This is a genomic window from Flavobacterium johnsoniae (genome assembly GCF_030388325.1).
GTDB lineage: Bacteria > Bacteroidota > Bacteroidia > Flavobacteriales > Flavobacteriaceae > Flavobacterium > Flavobacterium johnsoniae_C.
Genome location: NZ_CP103794.1, coordinates 1,998,317 through 2,016,278 on the forward strand (window position 1 = coordinate 1,998,317; position 17,962 = coordinate 2,016,278).

Sequence of the window (17,962 nt, forward strand, 5' to 3'; positions counted from 1 at the left end):
CAAGATTCGGATTTCAATTTCGATTTTCTTGCAAAAACAGTACGACAGTTTTACGACAATTTTGTGGCGATAGTTATAAGAAGTTGTTTTTCAGTTTTATAGCTAATTCTTGTTTTTGGTTTAAACAGATTCCGTTTGCAACAACTATTATCAATTTTAAAAAAAGGAAACCAATTAAAGGAACAAGGAAAAGTGGGAATTTCAAAGAAAAAAACTTTTGAATAAACGGACTTAAAATAAGCAAAACGGCAATTGCAAGACTCAAAATAATTTGAACGGCCACAATTTGTTTGCCCATTTCTTTAGTTTTAGAATCTTCAGTTTTGTTAGTTAAAATTAACGGAACGAAAACACTTCCAAATGGAATTATAAGCCCTAACATAACAGAAAAATTAATGATTTTGGTTCTTTCAACATTGAAAATTTCTGTTTTATCAAAAAGATTTTCTGGGTCAGTTTGTAAAGTTTGTGCAATACTTTTTAAAGTGAATCCCTTCAAGATATTTCCTGCTTCAATTCGCTGAATTGTTCTTAGTGAAAGTCCAGATTTTTCTGCAAGTTCATTTTGAGTCATATTTTTTTCTTCCCTCAAAATTTTGACTTTATTTTTCATTGCTTTTTGGATGTAGATTCAGGACGAAATTATAAAAGTTTTAATCAAATTGATGCATTAAAAAATGTTTGTTTTATGTGATGATTTCGAAGTTTTAATAAAAAATTAAGTTTTTTTCTTTAACAAAAATTAGTAACTTGTTGTAGAATAAATCATTCACTTAATATTATTTTCTTAAAAAATGCCACTATGCGAGTATCAGTAGTTCGAAAAAGTATAAAATTTACACCAGATTCCAGAAGAGTTGTTGCCAGATATTTTATGAATGGCATCGAACGAACCCAACAAATGGTACTTCGGATAATGACACTCGAAGAAAAAGAAGTTTTGCAGACTTTAGAACAAACGCTTCGCGAATTTGCAAGACGCCACAGAAATATTTCGGCAGTTTTTTTCAGACATTGTGAAAGAATCAGATCTATTATAGAAGAAATGCAAATTGATTTTGATTCGCTTTCTTTAGATAGAAAAATGCTGATTGGTTCTTATTGCACAATGGAATACGCGATTGAATCTGCGGCTATTTTTAATCCGTCAATTGTGGAAGATTTTGATCAAACTGGTTTAGAATTTGGAGAAAAACGTGTCATTATTTCTTTTCGTGCTACGGGCGAAGGTCATATTTCTTCGATTGTTTTTAGAAGAGGAATTTTAGACCGAGACAATAATCTTCAAATAATGAAAATTGGTAATCATATCGATAAAGCCGAAATTGAACATAAAACGCTATTTAATAAGGAACGATTTCTAACAAAATTGTCTGAAATGCATACTACGGATAAATATATTGTCCAGATTATGCAGGATCTTCCAGAAGAATTTGAATTCGCGATTTTAAAAAATATGCTTAACAGCGCTTTGAGCGATCCGACGAATAGAGAAGAACGCAAAACAGCATTGCAGGAAATTTTATGGCTAGCAAATTCATTTTATGATTTACAATTTAAACACGATTCGGATATTACCGAACGTGTTATTTTTCCAATTTCCGATTCAGAAAGCCGTGGAATTGAAGATGCGCGTTTTGTTCGTTTTGTAGACGATGACGATTCTGTTCGTGTAATGGCAACGTATACGGCGTACAACGGACACACGATTTTGCCTAAATTAATTTCTACCGAAGATTTCTACAGTTTTAGAGTAATGCCGCTTCATGGCGAAGGCGCTCAAAATAAAAACCTCGCTTTATTTCCACGAAAAATAAAAGGCAAATACGCCATGTTGGCAAGAATCGACGGCGTTAATAATTACATTATGTATTCGGATAGAGCCACGCAATGGAATACGCCAATTCTGTTGCAGCAACCTCGTTTTACTTGGGAATTAACTCAAATTGGAAATTGCGGTTCGCCACTTTGGACAGATGAAGGTTGGCTTGTAATTACGCACGGAGTTGGTACCATGCGTCGTTATTGCATTGGTGCTTCGTTATTTGATTTGGATGATCCGTCTAAAGAAATTGGAAGACTTTCTGAACCTTTGCTTTCTCCGTTAGAAGATGAACGCGAAGGTTATGTGCCAAACGTGGTATATTCTTGCGGTGCAATTATTCACAACAATAGTTTGATTTTACCTTATGCGGTTTCCGATTATTCTTCGACTTATGGCGTTGTAGATATGAAGGAATTATTAAATGCTTTGAAAAGAAGTAATAATAAATAGAATTTTATTTTTTTAGATTCGGAATTTTCTCTGTCAAATTTTTCCAATAGCGTTTTGGCATGTGCTGAACATGAAGTTTGGTGTTTTTTCTGGATTCGATATTTACACTTTTAAAATAATTTCGCCATAAATTCTGGAAAAATTCTTCGTCTTCATCTGAAATTTCGGCTAGAAATTTTGAAGACGAAGGATTAGAATCGAAAGTTAATTCGACAGTTGAAACATTTTCAAGATCGTAATAAATGCCATATTTGCGTTTGGTATCATAAATAAGCCATTTTTGGTCTGCGTAACGATTCTTGAAATGTTTTTGAATAAGCGGTAAAACATTGCAATCGGGCTCAACAATAGCGTAATATAGGTTGTCTTTTGTTAGTTTAAAACGAACAAAAGCTTTCATTCTGTGGCTTTCTTTTCCTGTTAAATGAGCAGCTTTTTGAATATTTAAAACAGCATTATTGCTTAAATCTCCTTCAATGTTTTTTGAACTTGAAAAAACATAGGTTGCAAAGCGAAATAAACTTTCTTCGATTTGAGGCAATTCAGAAAAAAAAGCATGATACATATTGGTAATTCCGCTTGGTGAAAGATTTTTTTTTAAACCTTTTAAAACGCGATTTGCTTTTGCATTATCCGTTTCTACAAAATGAGTTTTTAAAAAAAATAAGGCATTAGAATTTTCATCTTTAGCAAAAATGACATCTTCGAATTTGTATTCGTAAATCTCAAAAACAGCTGTAAGCCAGCCTTCAAAAGTTCCGTCGTAGATTAAGAGTGTCATTATTGAAATAAAGAAAGCTGATTAGAAAAATTGTTTTGGTACTTGCTGTTTTGGATATTCAAAATCTGCTCTTTTATTTGAATCGAAGTCAAATCTTTCTGCAAATAAAAAGGCGAAGAAAACGCCAGAAAAAATTTCGAACGATTGTAAGCAATTCCTAATTTTTTCAAATCTTCTGGCTGTAATCTTTTGAATTTTCTCGCGCTGACAATTTTTTTGGCGCTCGTAACTCCAATTCCTGGAATACGAAGAATTAATTCTAAATCTGCAGAATTTATATCGACAGGAAACTGATGTAAATTTCGCAAAGCCCATCCTAATTTCGGATCGATATCAAGATCTAAATTAGGCTGATCAAAACCGACAATTTCATTTACATTAAAGCCATAAAAACGAATTAGCCAATCAGCTTGATACAAACGGTTTTCGCGAATCATCGGAACTGGAGTTCCAATTGCAGGAAGTCTATTGTCGTAACTAATTGGTACATAGCCCGAATAATAAACGCGGCGCATATTCATTTGTTCGTAAAAATAATTAGCCATTCCGAGAATTTCGAGATCATTTTCTTGAGTTGCGCCAATTATCATTTGCGTGCTTTGTCCAGCTGGAGCAAAAAGGGGCGCTTTAAAGTTTAATTTTTTTTCTTCTTTATGGCCAACAATTTCGTTTTTCAGATATTCCATTGGCTTAATTACATCGGCGTGATTTTTTTCTGGCGCTAATAATTTCAAGCTTTTTTCTGTTGGCATTTCAACATTTACGCTTAAACGATCGGCATACATTCCGGCTTCCTTTATAAGTTCGTCGCTTGCTCCTGGGATTGCTTTTAGATGAATATATCCATTAAAATTTTCTTCTAATCTTAATTTTTTTGCAATTCTAACCAAACGTTCCATTGTGTAATCTGGATTATCAAAAATTCCTGAACTAAGAAATAATCCTTCAATATAATTTCTTCTATAAAAGCCAATAGTAAGATCAACAACTTCTTGTACGGTAAAAGCTGCGCGTTTAATATCATTGCTTTTCCTGCTGACACAATAAGCACAATCAAAAATGCAATGATTGGTCAGTAGAATTTTTAGCAGCGAAACACAGCGTCCATCTTCGGTGTAAGCATGGCAAATTCCGTTTCCTGTGTCGCCCAATCCTTTGTTTTGATTCTTCCGCTTGTTCTGACCAGCAGACGAAGAACAAGAAACGTCATATTTGGCCGCATCTGCTAAAATTGCTAGTTTTTCCATCACTCTTTCATGTACCATTTTGCTTGAATTTTAGTTGTTTATGAAAAGAAATCTCTTTCTTCAAAATTACTTATTCAGGCTAAAAAGTGATTCAAAACGACTGTTCTAAATTGTATCAAATTTTCTATAAGCAAAAAAAATGGACTTCCAAAATTTTAACTTTTCAAAATGTAAAAACAGGTATAAATACGGGGTACCGAATTTTTCAATATTTCTATATTGCACCTCTAAAGAAAAAATTGATTAATCCCCCTTAAGATCGATTTTGTCTTATTAGCATTTACATACATTATTTAACTGAAAAGCTAAAACGATGAAATTTTTAAAAGGACAAAATGTAACCTACATTGCATTGAGCGGGAGATCCTATACTGCCACGGTGGTAGAAAGAAAAATGGATTTTAAAAAGGGATTAATAATAAAATCTACTACTAAAGAAAGAGATTTTCATTATTTAATCGAAATTCAAAAAAATGGTGCAAAAGAGCATCTTCTTTGTGCCGAAAATCAGCTTAGAATTTTAGAGTGTAAAAAAAGAATGGCGAAAAAGGCTGCTTAAAAGCTTTGGTTTTTCTATCGCAAATTTGGGCGCTTCTTTATGAAACGTATTTCCAGTATCTGGAAGGATATGTTTTTGAGGTTTTGCAAAAAGCAATTGAGTTATATTGCTAAATAAAAAAGTGTAAGCAAAACCCCTGCGGGGTGAAATATTTGTAGAATCTAACAAGGCAAATAAAAAAGCTCCGACGGAGGGACATATTTTGTTGGTTAAAAATATGTCGCTCCGCCGGAGCTTTAAATTGTGAATTTCTATATTTGGCTATAATTATTTTGCTTCTCCGAAGCTTTGAAAAAAGATTTAAGAAAATTATCTAATTATTTTTAAATAAGCGCTATACGGATTATCTGCAAGAGAAGTTCTCATATAATACATGTTTTCATCTTTCTCATTCAAATCAAATTGAATTAATCCAGCATCACAATAATAGTATAATAAATTGTCTTCTTTTGGAAATTCAAAATTTGAAATAGGAAGCGTTGTTAATTTAGCTTCAAATGCAATTTCGCCATTGGTTAAATCCAATTCGAAAAGCTTTTTTTTGCGAGTATAACCCCAAATATTCTCATTCTCTTTAACAATGTATTCGATATTATCGTCTTTAAAATCGGTTTTCCAAAGCTGAGTTCCGGTTTTTGAATCTATAGCATACAAAGAAGAAACTTGAGATCCTTGCGCTCCAACATATATTTTATTGTCTTTGCAAATTATGCGCTCTTTTATATTGTATTGATTTTCATCTAATTTAAATTGCCAAACCGTTTCTAGATTATTCGGATTTAAAGCAAAAAGATTATTTTTTTCACTTGCAATAAATACATTTTGACCATCTGTTGCAAAGTTTCCTGTCATTTGTTCCTCAAAGGTTTTTTGGCTGATTGCTTTTCCTGTGTTAGCCTCAAAAACATAAACATTTGATCCGCTTTGTGTGAAGATTTTATTGTCAAAAACAAGCGGTGTAGTGTCATTAATTGCAGTGTCAAATTTGTAGTTCCAAGCGAAACTTCCATCTTTTAAATCAAGCGCATATAAATTACTGCTCTGATTTTGATTTTGAGCAATGATGAACAATTTTCCATTACTTACAATTGGAGTTTGATCTTTTAAAACAATTTGATCTGTAATAGAACCTAATCTTGATTTCCAGAAAATCGCGCCAGTTTGATTGTCTATTGCGAAAATTTCACCATTAATAAACGGAACATAAACCACGCCATCGTGCAATGTTATTTTATTGGCGCACATTTCAGAACTAGCATCGGTTGCTTTTACAGTCCAAACAATAGTTTCTGCTTCTAAATCCCATGAAAAAAGAGAACCGTCGTAATCATAAATCAAGATTGATGCATCGTCTAAAGGTATTTTTTTAAGCGGTTTTAAGGCTTTATTAGTTACCATATCTGTTGCAGTCAAAGATTTGTTTGAATAATTAGTTTTGCTCGCAGGCGTTTGGGCGAAGATATTTATAACGGTAAATAAAAATAAAAGGGCAGTAAGTTTTTGTTTCATCACTAGATTTGGTTTCAGTGTTGTTTTATACTATGATTTTTTTCTCAAACATTTAAGCGGAGTAAATATAAACAAAAAAAGCTCCAGATTTCTCTGAAGCTTTTGTCTTTGGAAGTAGTCCGTGGGGGAATCGAACCCCCCTTACCAGGATGAAAACCTGGCGTCCTAACCGATAGACGAACGGACCTGCTTTTCTAATGCGGGTGCAAAATTATAATTAATTTTGAATTATACAAGAGGCTTTTAAGAAAAACTTTCTTTGAATATTTTTAAAATATCATTTTTGAACAAAATTAGCAACAAAGAAATGAAGTCGCATAAAATGTATTTGTTTGATTGATAATTAATTTGTTTTAGATTTCTGAAAAATAATCAAGAAAAATTTCGCGTTTTTTATTGGGAAAAAAGTTTTAATAAAATTGATATTTTTTGGTTTTTAAAGAAAATTCTTTCTTGTGTTTTTGCGTTATTTAAAATCCGAAGAAAGAAAATAGGTTTTTAAAATCCCCAAAGTTGTTTCGTAAACCGGTTTTCGTCTCACTTTTGCAAGCAACCAAGATAAAAAACTCATTATGAAAATATCTTTTGGACCGTTTTCTGCCGAAACAATAAAAGCTTCAAGTGTGTTTTGAAATTTTTGTGTCTGAATAATTTCGGGTTTCATTACATATTGTTCTATAAAAAGAAGATAATGTATAACACGTTCTTCGTCTACAGTTAAAAGATATTTTTTATATCGTCTTTTAAAACTCTTTATTCTAGACAAGGCGATTTCTGCGTTTTCTTGCTGTGTGTGAAGAAGGATTTCGACAAGAGATTTTTTTATAGTCCAATCCATTCCCATTTTCTTTTCGTACCAGCTATCTGTATGGTTTAATTTTGCCATTTCTTTTACGGCATTTCGTCCCGCATTTTGCTGTATGTATAAAACAATAAGCATTAGGCGAATGTCATTACTATCGTTTGGATCTGCTTTTTTATTTGTAGAAAGAGCTTTTTCGGCAATTTCTATTGCTTTTTGAGAATTACCGATATAATTTTCATTAAATGCTAATAATAAAAAATACCTAAGGCAGAAACGCTGATAATATTTGCCAGCCTGTTTCTGAAGCTCCATAAACATCAAATCTAGATAGTTTAAAGACTCTTTAAATTGTCCGTTTCGGAAATAATAATTAGCGATAAAATACAAGATGTAAATATGATAATATAAATGTCTATCTGTCTGATTGGTTTTTTTGCTGATAAATCGATAACTTTTTATGACAAAAGGTTGTACAAGTGCATAATTGTTATTTATAGAAGCATATTCATTGGCGATAAATAATATTTGATACAGAGATTTAAAGGTTAATCCTTGTTTTAAAGATATTCCGTGTGTTTCAATCGTATTTTTTATAATAGACTGAAAATCTACAATTCTGCCTTCGTGATAAATAGCGGCAAGTTCGCGGCGCAAAACGGCATAACCTAAATTAAGCTGCTGTTCATATTCGAGCCGTTTTTTATTTGCTTTAAACTTGTCTATTATTTTTTCAATTGGTTCTGAAAGATTAAAATGAGCAAATTGTATTTGAGTTAGATAAATTTCGTTCAGAAGGCTAAAATGCTCAATAGCCAGTGCTATTTCTTCGGCTTTTGCCAAACATTTAAAAGCAGTTTTGATAAGCTTATGTTCAAAAAACAAACGACTTACAACAAGAAGACGAAGTACTGTGTTTTCTTGAGAAGTATCATTTTCAAAACTTCTGTTCGCCATGAAATCAATCATGTTGTCATAAAGTCTTTTTCTCAAAGCGTGATAAGCATTAGTGCTTTTTTTATCTTTTAAAAACTTTTTTTTATTATTTATATCGTCAGTTATTAGTGATTCGAATAAATCTATATTGCTAACGTCTTTACGCTTATTTTTTTTTGATAAATATTGTATGAATGCTTTTTTATCAGTTTCATTCATTATATCTGCTATTTCTTGAAGTGCGTTCATAAACATTATTTTATAACGATAAAAGTACTAAAATGTATTTTTAAATCGTCAGTTTTTAAAGTGAATTGATTTTTAGAATTTCTTATTCCTGCTGACATTTGCCTCATAATTATAAAACATAAAAATTATGGAACCGCTAAAATCAAATGAATTAAACAACAATTCAGAATCAAAAAATGCAAAATTAAATAATGGGAGTAGTCCTTTAAAACCAAGTGCTGCTTTTGTCGGTGCATCTTGGATGACGTTACTTATAGGTATGACCTCATATTGTATCGGACTTTATAATTCTGATATGGCTTACAATGAAAAAGGATATTATTTTACTATTCTTCTTTTTGGACTTTTCTCTGTAATATCAGTACAAAAAAGTGTTAGAGACAGGCTAGAAGGTATACCCGTAACCGATTTATATTATAGTATAAGCTGGTTTAGTACCATAGCTTCGATCGTATTGCTGATAATTGGGCTTTGGAATGCCGATTTATTGCTCAGTGAAAAAGGATTTTTCGGAATGTCGTTTGTACTCGGACTTTTTTCTGCTCTTGCAGTACAAAAAAATACCAGAGATTTGAAGCAATTTGAATCGGCTAACATATAGTTTTTAGCGGGCCTCATTACTGTCACAAATTGTGCAGTTTTGAGGTTTTCTATGTTTCTTAAAAATGTAATTAAAAACGCATGATGTCAGGATATTATATGTAATTTTATTGAATGCGAAAATATATTGCTATTGGAGTGAATAAAAACTAAATAAAGAAAGCAATGCAAAAATTACAATTTAAAAAAGAAATTAACGCATCGGCTCAAAAGGTATATGAAACGATGCTCGGTTTAAAAGACAAAGCAACTTATGAATATTGGGTTGCCACTTTTAATCCGACTTCAACATATGAAGGAAGTTGGGACAAAGGAAGCAAAATACTTTTTGTTGGAGTAGACGAAAATGGTAAAAAAGGAGGAATGATTTCGGAAATTGTAGAACATAAACCTGCCAATTTTGTTTCCATTCGTCATTACGGATTTTTGATTGGAGATACTGAAGTAACGACAGGCGAAGAGGTAGAGAAATGGGCGGGAGGACACGAAAATTATACTTTTCAGGAAAATAACGGCATTACAACCGTAATTGTGGATATGGATACAATTGATGAATATCTGGATTACTTTCAAAACACATATCCAAAAGCTTTGGAAAAATTAAAAGAAATTTCAGAAAAATAAGAAAACTGCGCAAATGTCTCCGATTTTGCGCAGTTTTTTATATGAAGTTGAATTTTAGTTTTAGAAAAAGAAGTAGCCAACAGATACTTGAAATACTCCGTTTCTATTGTCAGTATCAACCCTAGTTATTCCCAAATTATATCTTGCACTAAAATTAAGTCCATTTTCCAGTTTATAACCTAAGCCAAAATTAGCGCCAAAATCAAAAGTGGTGAATGAGTTTGTTACCTTCATTCCTTCATTTTTAGCAGAAAGTAAAAAGCCTATTTGCGGCCCAGCTTCAAGACTTAATCCTTTTGCTACATAATATTTTCCCATTAAAGGAATGTTCAGATAATTCATAGCAACTATGTCATTATTGAAGGTATAACCCTGGCGAGAATACATTATTTCGGGTTGAAAAGAAAATTTTTCAGAAATTGGAATTTCCGATACAACACCAACATGATAGGATGTTACATAATCAATGTTGTTGGTGTTACTTCCGTTTACCGTTGAAAAGTTTAAACCCGCTTTAGCTCCAAATTTAATTTCTTGAGCATTAACATTCGCAAATCCTAAAACTGTAAAAACAGCTAGCAATAAAATTTTTTTCATAAAGATTGATTTGAATTATTTGAAGCCAAAATTGGCATATGAAAAATTAGAAAAGGTTTCAAAACCTTTAAATTGTATAAATCGGTACTTATTTTTTTGAATTTCTATACTCATTTGGAGTCTGTCCCGTGGCTTTTTTAAAAGCTTTGTAAAAAGTGGTTTTTGAAGTAAAACCAGATTCCAATCCCATGGTAAGCAAATTATAATTTTCATATTCAGAATTCGAAATCATTTCTTTTACTGCTTCAATACGGTATTGATTAATGTAATTAGCAAAATTATCTCCCGTAATCGTATTTACAATTTGAGAAACATAACCGGCGCTTATGCCTAATTTTTCTGCAACTTTTTCTCTGTTTAAAGTACTGTCGGTATAAATGTGCTCTTCCTTGCAGAGAAGTTCTAGTTTTTGAAAGTAAAGATTATCAGATGTGATAGATTCGATAGATTCTTGTGGAGTATCATTTTCTACAATTTGAAAATCGGAAGGCGAAATAGCTAAATCTCCATTTAAAAAATTATAAACAGCATTTGTGTCTTTTGCCAATTTGTATTTGTAAATACCTATATAAGCTGTCCAATGAATTATAAATGTTGCGAATAAAGCCACCACGCTCATCGGAAAAGAAATATCTGATTTGAAAAATAGACCAACCATATAAGTATTTAGCCATACTAATAATACCAAATACATAAAAGTTAATAAAGTAAGAACCCATTTTTTTTCTTGTGGGTTTTTTAAATACCTTATCATAAAATAAGAGTAAAGAGGTAAACACACAATAATGATAACGACCAATAAAAGTTGAATCAGTCTAAAAATATTGATTAGGAATGCATAGGACTTAGGAATTTTATAAAGTCCGAGTACAATTTCAAAATAGGCTGAAAGATTAAGAATAGTGGCGTAGACAAATGGGATATAAAACAAATAAGTTTTTTGTCTGTTTTTTACCGAATCATCAATGCGGTTTATAATAAACATAAATGTGAAAACAGGTAATAGAAATATCCAATCGATCTCGTCTATAAAACGCAATAAAGGATAGGATATAAAAACTTCTTCAAGTTCAAAAACGTAATTCAGTAAAATAATGGAAAGTGCAAATAATAAGTACGCGAGATATTTATTAGAATTACTATTGAATAAGGAAGATTTTAGAATAATAAAGCCTAAAACTGTTCCCTGAAAAACCGCAATATTTAAAAGTGTGGTATAAATCAATTTTTTAAGATAAAAGTTGGTTTAAAATTTGTTTTTGGGATATTATGGTATTTTAAAAACGTAGCGTATTTCATATGAAATGGCTTGGCGAATTTATAGTAATACGAATGAATTTTTTTACAGATTAAGAAATGATTAACTAAAACAGTAATGATTTTATTAAGTGATTCTTTTAAGAAAAACTTTATAAATTAAAACTGAATTGTTATCTTGTTCTACTAAATTAATTATCCGAAACATATTCATTTTAATAGAACCATCTGATTATGAAAAAATCATTATTGCTCTTTATTGTATTTTTAGCTTTAACAGCGTGTTCAAAACATGAAAGAAAAAAAAATATTGCCATTACAGGAATAGATTCTACTTTACGTCCTGGCGATGATTTTTTTAGATATGTAAATGGCAAATGGTATGATTCGATATCAATACCTGCGTCTCAAACAGGAGTGGGGGCTTATATGTTTATGAATTTCCCACAGCGAATTCGTATGCAAGGAATATTAGACAGTATTTCGAAAAGCGAGAATCCAGAAGGGAGCATAGCGCAAAAGGTCGGAGATTTTTATGCATCGGGTATGGATACTTTAACCATAGAGAAACGCGGTTTTGAACCGATCAAACCTTTGCTTGCTAAAATTGAAGCAATTAACGATTTGCCTTCTCTAATGAATTTTGTAGTTAATGAAGTAAAAGCGGACAATTCTTCTATTATAGCTTTTGGAGTATCAACTGATGATAAAAACAGTAGTATGAATATTGCCCAAATCTATCAAACAGGTTTAGGCTTGCCAGACAGAGATTATTATTTCAAATCAGATTCATCGACTGTTGCTATACAGAAAGCCTACAAGAAATACCTTGATGCATTATTTCAGCAAACAGGTAGTAATGCAGATGAGGCTAGAAAGAATGCTGATTTGGTTTATGGTATTGATAAACAACTTGCTGTTTCGCATAAAACAAAAGTAGAGCTTCGAGATGTGCAGGCAAATTATAATAAAATAGCTGTAGCAGATCTTGCAAAAAGACATCCGAACATAAACTGGACAACTTTTTTAAATAATTTAGGAGCAAAGACTGATTCTATTAATGTGTCTCAGCCAGCTTATTATGATGCGCTTAATAAACTTTTAAAAACCATTCCATTAAATAATTGGAAAATCTATTTGAAAGCAAATTCCATAGAAAGATATGCAGATTATTTGAGTAAACCTTTTGTAGATGCTTCATTTGAATATACAAAAGTGCTTTCTGGACAAGCCGTTCAAAAATCACGCGGCGAAAAGATGGCAAATGTTATTGATAATTACTTAGGTGAAGCATTGGGAGAATTGTATGTAAAGAAATATTTTTCTGAAGATGCCAAAAAGCGTATGCTGGTTCTTGTGAATAATTTGCAAAAAGCTTACGCTAAAAGAATCGATAATTTGGAATGGATGAGTCCTGTTACGAAGCAAAAAGCTAAAGAAAAACTATTTGCCATTACAAAGAAAATTGGGTATCCAGATAAATGGAGAGACTATAGTAATGTACGTGTAGCTAGAGGCACCTATTTTGAGAATGTGGTTTCGGCTGCTACGGCGGGATATCAATTTCAATTAGCAAAATTGGGAAAACCAGTTGATAGATCACAATGGTATACAACACCGCCAACCGTTACGGCTTATAACAATCCTACAGCAAATGAAATTGTTTTTCCTGCAGGTATTTTACAGTCTCCGTATTTTGATAATGATGCAGATGACGCGCTTAATTATGGTGGAATCGGAATGGTTATAGGTCACGAAATAACTCATACTTTTGATGATCAAGGCGCTCAATATGACAAAGATGGTAATTTGAAAAATTGGTGCACAAAAGAAGATTATGCACAGTTTAAATCTAGAATACAACAAGTTATCAATTTGTATAGTACATATACCGTTTTAGATAATTTACATATTAATGGCGCAATGACAGTTGGTGAAAATACAGCAGACATTGCTGGAATAGCCGTTGCTTATGATGCTTTTAAAATGACTGAACAAGGAAAAGGAAACGAAAAAATTGATGGTTTTACCCCAGATCAACGCTTCTTTATTTCTATAGCCAGAATATGGAGAGTAAAAATGAAAGAAGAGTTTTTACGTTTATGGATTAACAATAATCCGCATTCACCACCAAATTGGCGTGTTAATGGTCCGCTGATGAATACGACACCTTTTTACGATGCATTTAATGTAAAAGCAGGAGATAAAATGTTTTTGCCGAAGAAAGATAGAATAACGATTTGGTAGTATATTGCATAAACTTCTTGTTCATGAATATCTAATAAAAAAGCTTCAGATTTCTCTGAAGCTTTTTTTAATTGTAAAAACTCTTTAAGTATTTTATTAGTTAAGGAATTCGAGATTTATTCATTTAGCCATTCCCATCTTTTGCTCCAGTCTAATAAAATTTCATCTCTCCATTTTGAAATTGTTTTTCCTCCTTGAATTTTACCAAAATAAAGATCTGAATCGTGTTTATCAGTAAACCAATTATTGCCTAATTGATAATCTTTTTGACTCTTTTTTCCAGGCCATAAGTTTGTTGCAACTAATGCGCCAGTTTTTCCGTTAATTTCTGGAATATCAGAAGACAATTTATAATTTAAGACTTCTGCTTTTTTAGGAATATATCTTATAGCGTAAACATCATTTCCGATATAATAACCTGGCCATTTCTGAATTGTTTTTCCATAAGGAACTTCCATCCAAAAACCTATAGATTCTTTTTTTGCCTTTGATTTCGGTACATTAAATCTTAGTTCCATTATAGAGCAGAAAGCTATTGTGTCTTTAATAGTTGTTGTTCTGTCAAGTACCGTTCGAGGACTATAATTGAATTTTTCAAAACTACATCCCCAACTTTCGCGTGTTGGATTGTTTGGATCTCCATCCATCATGTAGAGCAGGGAAGGTGTATCTCCCATTTTGACCTCTCCTTTATAATAGTTGATGAAATCTTTTCCTAAAAAACTTTTGTCTTTAATATGTTTCGAATAATAATTTGAAATAAGCACATTGTCAGGTTCATCACTTGGAGAAAATAACCCATAATAAGAAGAATTGTTTTCGATAAACCATAAATTAGGAAAATTGGCAACAATGTAAGCGTAACTATTAGCGCTCCATTTTTTATTTGGACCACCTATCCAATACACTTTAATTTTATTTTGAATACTAGGTGCATCGTGTAGAGCTTGTGCTAAATCTTCTAAACCTCCCCAGCATAATATCCATAAAGGTTGAGAACTTTTTTTCTGAGCACATTTTACTATCCAATTAGATCCTTCTGTGGCTTTCGAATAACCAATAAAAGAAACATTTCCGTGATAGCCTTGTTTTGTTATATAACGCAGGTAATCAGGAGATGCAAATCCAGAATGGTGTTTTTGAAGTTTTGGAAGATCTCTTTCATACAAATCAATCATTCTAATTATTTCCTGTTTGCTTCCGTTTCCATAAGATGGAGACGAAATTAAACCTTCAATTTCAAATTTATCACTATACATTAGTAAGTGCGTCATAGATTGATTGTCATCTGGATCTGTTCCGCCAATATCTGTACTAATTAGTATTCTGGGTTTTATAGGAACTGGTTTTTGTCCATAAATAGAAGTAATGTAAAGGCTTAATAGAAAAATTGTATAATATTTTATTTTCATGATTTGATTAATTTTTAAATTAATGTAATCGATTACAATTGCTAATGTAAGGCCTTTAGAGTTAATTTAAAAATATTTATAGAGCCTACGTTTTTTAGAATAAAAAAAACCATTTGATGATTTATGAAGTAAAAATCCTATTTTTGGGAAACAAATAAACATTGACGTTTGTTAACATTAAAAAACAAATCGATGAAAAAAAATTACATAACAATCATTTTTTTCTTTTTTTTAAATTGTTCTTTAGCCCAAAAAGCAACTATCGAAGAAAAATGTCCTAAGATTTACGAAAATAAGTTTACAGAAATTTTGAATGAAAAATATGTAACTGTAAATGGTAAAGACACGACCAAAATAAATGAAATTAGGTATGAATGTGTATATTCAGCTTTCTACACGCACAAAGTAATGTATGATAAATATGGTAAATGGGACAAAGAAATCTTTCCTAGTAACAGAAATCATCCAATACTAGTATGGAAAAACATTGACCTTTTTTCAAATGGAAAAAGATATACAATTCTAACTAATGGTCTTGAGGAATGGGGACATATCTACGCATCTGTAATGATATTAGATGAAAATGAGAGGGACATTTTAACAGAACAAACTGAAGAAAAAATTGCTTTAACAAACTTTTTTGGTGAACTATTAAAAAAACATAATACAAGAAAGAAAGCTTTTTATGAAGTTTATTGGAAAATAGTTAATCCAAAAACTGGGGAGCCAATGAGAGACTTATAAAAAAAGGAGTATTACACATTAGATTTTTTATGATGTATTCCGATTGCGCATATTTGTAATTTGTGTACACAAAGAGAATTAGAAAAAGGTAAAAACAAAAAAGCTCCAGATTTCTCTGAAGCTTTCTATTAGTTAAAAGTATGAAAATCCAAATTATTTCATTTGTATAAGTTTAAGAGTATAGTCCATTTGCGTATCCTTTTGTTTGAAAAAATCATCCAAAGATGGCCACACTTCATGATCCGGCATAATACCGTGACCTTCTGGCTGATTTTCCTTTTTTGGAGCGTCCTGAACCAGATTTACAATTGAAAATTGAGTTTTTATCTTTGAATTGGGAAGTTCATAGACCAATGGTGTATGTCCATTATGGCGATAGTAACCGCCAACGGTTTCTACACCAACTATAGTAACATTTTGAACATATGCTTTTACTAAGGAAGCAAAATGTGAAGCAGCTGATGCCACATTTTCATTAATCAAAAGATAAAGATTGCCTTTAAACTTTGGTAATTTGGGATGATAAACCGGATTATATTTTGGATTTTGTACACTTATATTGTTTTTAAAAACTGGATACACATCTTTTAGGTATTTTTTTCCCATTTTTTTAGAAATACTATCCATTCGTTCTGATGTTGAAACGCCCCAGAAATAGTTCTCGAAAGGCAACAAGTTAGGGTCGAAGATTATGGTAGCTTTTACATTTTCTTTGAATGGTTGATCTGTGAGGTACATTACAGGCTGTTCAAAGTTAGGATCGCTTCCGCCAGGATTATTTCTAACATCAATGATCAGGTTAGAAACCTTGTTTTTGTCTAGTCCTTTAAAAACACTATCCAAAAATTGAACATATGTTTCAAACTTAGGATCGTCTGATCCGTATGCCATTCCAAACCATCTTAGATTTAATAAACCTGTTGTTGGATTAAGCATTTGAAAACTATAAGGAGGTTGCTTTTTATAATCTATCAAATCGGTAACAGGAGCGCTAAATCTATTTTTAATGTTCGCTTCTCTTTGCTTTAGTGTTACTGCAGGAAGTATCTTTTTTTCAAGAGATTCAGATTTTGGTGAATTGTATTCTATAATGAATTCATTAGAAAGACCATATTCAAACAAATAGTTTATTCCAAACGATTTATTTACGCTAGCCGATAATTTTTCTGTCATGTTAAAGCCATCTGCTGTATAGTATTTATAAAAAGATTGCATCAATTTTGTGTCACTTATCCCGTTTATACTTCTTATTCTTGAACCTGCTGGTATATCTGATGATTGACCATCGAAAATAATTTGTCCATCAATGTAAAGAAGAGGATAAGGGAAAAAAGATTTTTGCCTGTTCAGAAATTTTATTAATTCGAGATCAGGAATAGTATAATTGTGTACACTTCCTTCAAAATCTGCCAGATGGAGCATTATTTTGTAAAACTCCGTAACGCTTATAGGCTTTTTTATACTTTTAATAGTTGTATTGTAAATACTGTCTATTTGTTTTTTAGAACGGTATTGGTACAAGCCAGAATTTGCTTTTTCGTTTATAGCAAGGAGTATTTTAAGATCCTGCTGTATTTGCTTTATTGAAAGTATTTTATTGTACAGCATTATACTATCCTTCGCGTTTTTATCAGATCCTTGTGCCTGAATTTTAAAGGACAAGAAAAACAATAATATAAAAATTGGTATTAGATTTTTATTATTCATGTACTACATTAGTTTTGGGTTAGGGGTTAGAGATTTAATTTTTAGAGTTTAATATACGTCACTGATAATCATTTTTATTTCATTTTTCAACTAAATTCTTGTGGTAAAAATAAGATAAAATTGCATTGCAATAAAAGAAAAAAAGTGCAAAGTAATTAATGAAATTAATAGGGTTTAGTTATAGTGTTTTGATTATTAAGTGTTTATTTCTTGTTTGTGAAAAAGAGTCAGTGACATTTGCGTAACGTTTGCAAGATGATCCAATAGTGCAGATTTGTAATTGTACCCGCAAAGAGAATCAGAAATAAGGTAAAAAACAAAAAAGCTCCAGATTTCCCGCTCTTCGAAGAGTTCAATGGAGGCGCTGTGCGAATGTCTCTGACTTCGCACCCACAATCAAAATCAAATTTTTTAAA

General features: G+C 31.6%; 15 protein-coding genes and 1 tRNA gene. 6 read left to right on the top strand and 10 right to left on the bottom strand.

Annotation, left to right across the window (positions count from 1 at the left end; translation table 11 throughout):
* Window positions 1-73 precede the first annotated feature (73 nt).
* Window positions 74-613: a helix-turn-helix domain-containing protein gene (locus NYQ10_RS08855; RefSeq protein ID WP_289880078.1), complete on the bottom strand. Its 540-nt coding sequence runs from the start codon at window positions 611-613 to the stop codon at window positions 74-76.
* Window positions 614-802: 189 nt separating this feature from the next.
* Here NYQ10_RS08855 and NYQ10_RS08860 point away from each other — a divergent pair, with 189 nt between their 5' ends.
* Complete coding sequence (locus NYQ10_RS08860; protein WP_289880080.1) at window positions 803-2,275, top strand: glycoside hydrolase family 130 protein; 1,473 nt, start codon at window positions 803-805, stop codon at window positions 2,273-2,275.
* A 4-nt stretch (window positions 2,276-2,279) separates the two neighbouring features.
* Here the strand turns inward: NYQ10_RS08860 and NYQ10_RS08865 are convergent, their stop codons facing one another.
* Both NYQ10_RS08865 and NYQ10_RS08870 read right to left on the bottom strand, forming a co-directional pair.
* Window positions 2,280-3,056, bottom strand: coding sequence for a TIGR03915 family putative DNA repair protein (locus NYQ10_RS08865; protein WP_289880082.1), 777 nt, complete (start codon window positions 3,054-3,056; stop codon window positions 2,280-2,282).
* Entirely contained in the window at window positions 3,056-4,321 is a 1,266-nt protein-coding gene (locus NYQ10_RS08870; protein ID WP_289880085.1) for a putative DNA modification/repair radical SAM protein, read from the bottom strand. The genes NYQ10_RS08865 and NYQ10_RS08870 overlap by 1 nt, the downstream gene beginning before the upstream one ends.
* Window positions 4,322-4,616: 295 nt before the next feature.
* Between NYQ10_RS08870 and NYQ10_RS08875 the strand changes: the two genes are divergently transcribed.
* Window positions 4,617-4,862 carry a hypothetical protein gene (locus NYQ10_RS08875; RefSeq protein WP_289880086.1) on the top strand — a complete coding sequence of 82 codons (246 nt, stop codon included), beginning with the start codon at window positions 4,617-4,619 and terminating at the stop codon, window positions 4,860-4,862.
* A gap of 309 nt (window positions 4,863-5,171) precedes the next feature.
* On the opposite strand, the gene NYQ10_RS08880 is transcribed toward NYQ10_RS08875, so the two are convergent.
* The 3 genes from NYQ10_RS08880 to NYQ10_RS08890 form a co-directional block, all read right to left on the bottom strand.
* Window positions 5,172-6,371, bottom strand: a complete 1,200-nt coding sequence (locus NYQ10_RS08880; RefSeq protein WP_289880089.1) for a PQQ-binding-like beta-propeller repeat protein — start codon at window positions 6,369-6,371, stop codon at window positions 5,172-5,174.
* A 115-nt stretch (window positions 6,372-6,486) separates the two neighbouring features.
* Window positions 6,487-6,558: transfer RNA gene (locus NYQ10_RS08885), tRNA-Glu, on the bottom strand.
* Between the two features lie 279 nt (window positions 6,559-6,837).
* On the bottom strand, window positions 6,838-8,358 hold the full coding sequence (locus NYQ10_RS08890; protein WP_289880090.1) for a hypothetical protein: 1,521 nt from the start codon (window positions 8,356-8,358) through the stop codon (window positions 6,838-6,840).
* Between the two features lie 127 nt (window positions 8,359-8,485).
* Between NYQ10_RS08890 and yiaA the strand changes: the two genes are divergently transcribed.
* Together yiaA and NYQ10_RS08900 are read left to right on the top strand one after the other, a co-directional pair.
* Window positions 8,486-8,959, top strand: coding sequence for an inner membrane protein YiaA (gene yiaA, locus NYQ10_RS08895; protein WP_289880092.1), 474 nt, complete (start codon window positions 8,486-8,488; stop codon window positions 8,957-8,959).
* Window positions 8,960-9,123: 164 nt separating this feature from the next.
* On the top strand, window positions 9,124-9,582 hold the full coding sequence (locus NYQ10_RS08900) for an SRPBCC domain-containing protein (protein ID WP_289880093.1): 459 nt from the start codon (window positions 9,124-9,126) through the stop codon (window positions 9,580-9,582).
* A 60-nt stretch (window positions 9,583-9,642) separates the two neighbouring features.
* Here the strand turns inward: NYQ10_RS08900 and NYQ10_RS08905 are convergent, their stop codons facing one another.
* On the bottom strand, window positions 9,643-10,179 hold the full coding sequence (locus tag NYQ10_RS08905) for a porin family protein (RefSeq protein WP_289880094.1): 537 nt from the start codon (window positions 10,177-10,179) through the stop codon (window positions 9,643-9,645).
* Between the two features lie 88 nt (window positions 10,180-10,267).
* Complete coding sequence (locus NYQ10_RS08910) at window positions 10,268-11,404, bottom strand: helix-turn-helix domain-containing protein (RefSeq protein WP_289880096.1); 1,137 nt, start codon at window positions 11,402-11,404, stop codon at window positions 10,268-10,270.
* 266 nt (window positions 11,405-11,670) lie between these two features.
* On the opposite strand from NYQ10_RS08910, the gene NYQ10_RS08915 reads away from it, so the two are divergent.
* Window positions 11,671-13,683 carry a M13 family metallopeptidase gene (locus tag NYQ10_RS08915; RefSeq protein ID WP_289880098.1) on the top strand — a complete coding sequence of 671 codons (2,013 nt, stop codon included), beginning with the start codon at window positions 11,671-11,673 and terminating at the stop codon, window positions 13,681-13,683.
* A 116-nt stretch (window positions 13,684-13,799) separates the two neighbouring features.
* Here the strand turns inward: NYQ10_RS08915 and NYQ10_RS08920 are convergent, their stop codons facing one another.
* Window positions 13,800-15,095 carry a nucleoside hydrolase-like domain-containing protein gene (locus NYQ10_RS08920; RefSeq protein WP_289880100.1) on the bottom strand — a complete coding sequence of 432 codons (1,296 nt, stop codon included), beginning with the start codon at window positions 15,093-15,095 and terminating at the stop codon, window positions 13,800-13,802.
* Between the two features lie 192 nt (window positions 15,096-15,287).
* On the opposite strand from NYQ10_RS08920, the gene NYQ10_RS08925 reads away from it, so the two are divergent.
* On the top strand, window positions 15,288-15,839 hold the full coding sequence (locus NYQ10_RS08925; protein WP_289880102.1) for a hypothetical protein: 552 nt from the start codon (window positions 15,288-15,290) through the stop codon (window positions 15,837-15,839).
* A 153-nt stretch (window positions 15,840-15,992) separates the two neighbouring features.
* Here the strand turns inward: NYQ10_RS08925 and NYQ10_RS08930 are convergent, their stop codons facing one another.
* Window positions 15,993-17,546, bottom strand: a complete 1,554-nt coding sequence (locus NYQ10_RS08930; RefSeq protein WP_289880103.1) for a S41 family peptidase — start codon at window positions 17,544-17,546, stop codon at window positions 15,993-15,995.
* Between the last annotated feature and the right edge of the window lie 416 nt (window positions 17,547-17,962).

What these genes read in the sequence shown, in the direction of transcription:
- NYQ10_RS08865 (WP_289880082.1), bottom strand. Translation starts at nt 3,056, where the DNA reads ATGACACTCTTAATCTACGACGGAACTTTTGAAGGCTGGCTTACAGCT.
- NYQ10_RS08915 (WP_289880098.1), top strand. Translation starts at nt 11,671, where the DNA reads ATGAAAAAATCATTATTGCTCTTTATTGTATTTTTAGCTTTAACAGCG.
- NYQ10_RS08890 (WP_289880090.1), bottom strand. Translation starts at nt 8,358, where the DNA reads ATGAACGCACTTCAAGAAATAGCAGATATAATGAATGAAACTGATAAA.
- NYQ10_RS08875 (WP_289880086.1), top strand. Translation starts at nt 4,617, where the DNA reads ATGAAATTTTTAAAAGGACAAAATGTAACCTACATTGCATTGAGCGGG.
- NYQ10_RS08855 (WP_289880078.1), bottom strand. Translation starts at nt 613, where the DNA reads ATGAAAAATAAAGTCAAAATTTTGAGGGAAGAAAAAAATATGACTCAA.
- NYQ10_RS08930 (WP_289880103.1), bottom strand. Translation starts at nt 17,546, where the DNA reads ATGAATAATAAAAATCTAATACCAATTTTTATATTATTGTTTTTCTTG.
- NYQ10_RS08920 (WP_289880100.1), bottom strand. Translation starts at nt 15,095, where the DNA reads ATGAAAATAAAATATTATACAATTTTTCTATTAAGCCTTTACATTACT.
- NYQ10_RS08870 (WP_289880085.1), bottom strand. Translation starts at nt 4,321, where the DNA reads ATGGTACATGAAAGAGTGATGGAAAAACTAGCAATTTTAGCAGATGCG.
- NYQ10_RS08860 (WP_289880080.1), top strand. Translation starts at nt 803, where the DNA reads ATGCGAGTATCAGTAGTTCGAAAAAGTATAAAATTTACACCAGATTCC.
- NYQ10_RS08925 (WP_289880102.1), top strand. Translation starts at nt 15,288, where the DNA reads ATGAAAAAAAATTACATAACAATCATTTTTTTCTTTTTTTTAAATTGT.
- NYQ10_RS08905 (WP_289880094.1), bottom strand. Translation starts at nt 10,179, where the DNA reads ATGAAAAAAATTTTATTGCTAGCTGTTTTTACAGTTTTAGGATTTGCG.
- NYQ10_RS08900 (WP_289880093.1), top strand. Translation starts at nt 9,124, where the DNA reads ATGCAAAAATTACAATTTAAAAAAGAAATTAACGCATCGGCTCAAAAG.
- NYQ10_RS08880 (WP_289880089.1), bottom strand. Translation starts at nt 6,371, where the DNA reads ATGAAACAAAAACTTACTGCCCTTTTATTTTTATTTACCGTTATAAAT.
- yiaA (WP_289880092.1), top strand. Translation starts at nt 8,486, where the DNA reads ATGGAACCGCTAAAATCAAATGAATTAAACAACAATTCAGAATCAAAA.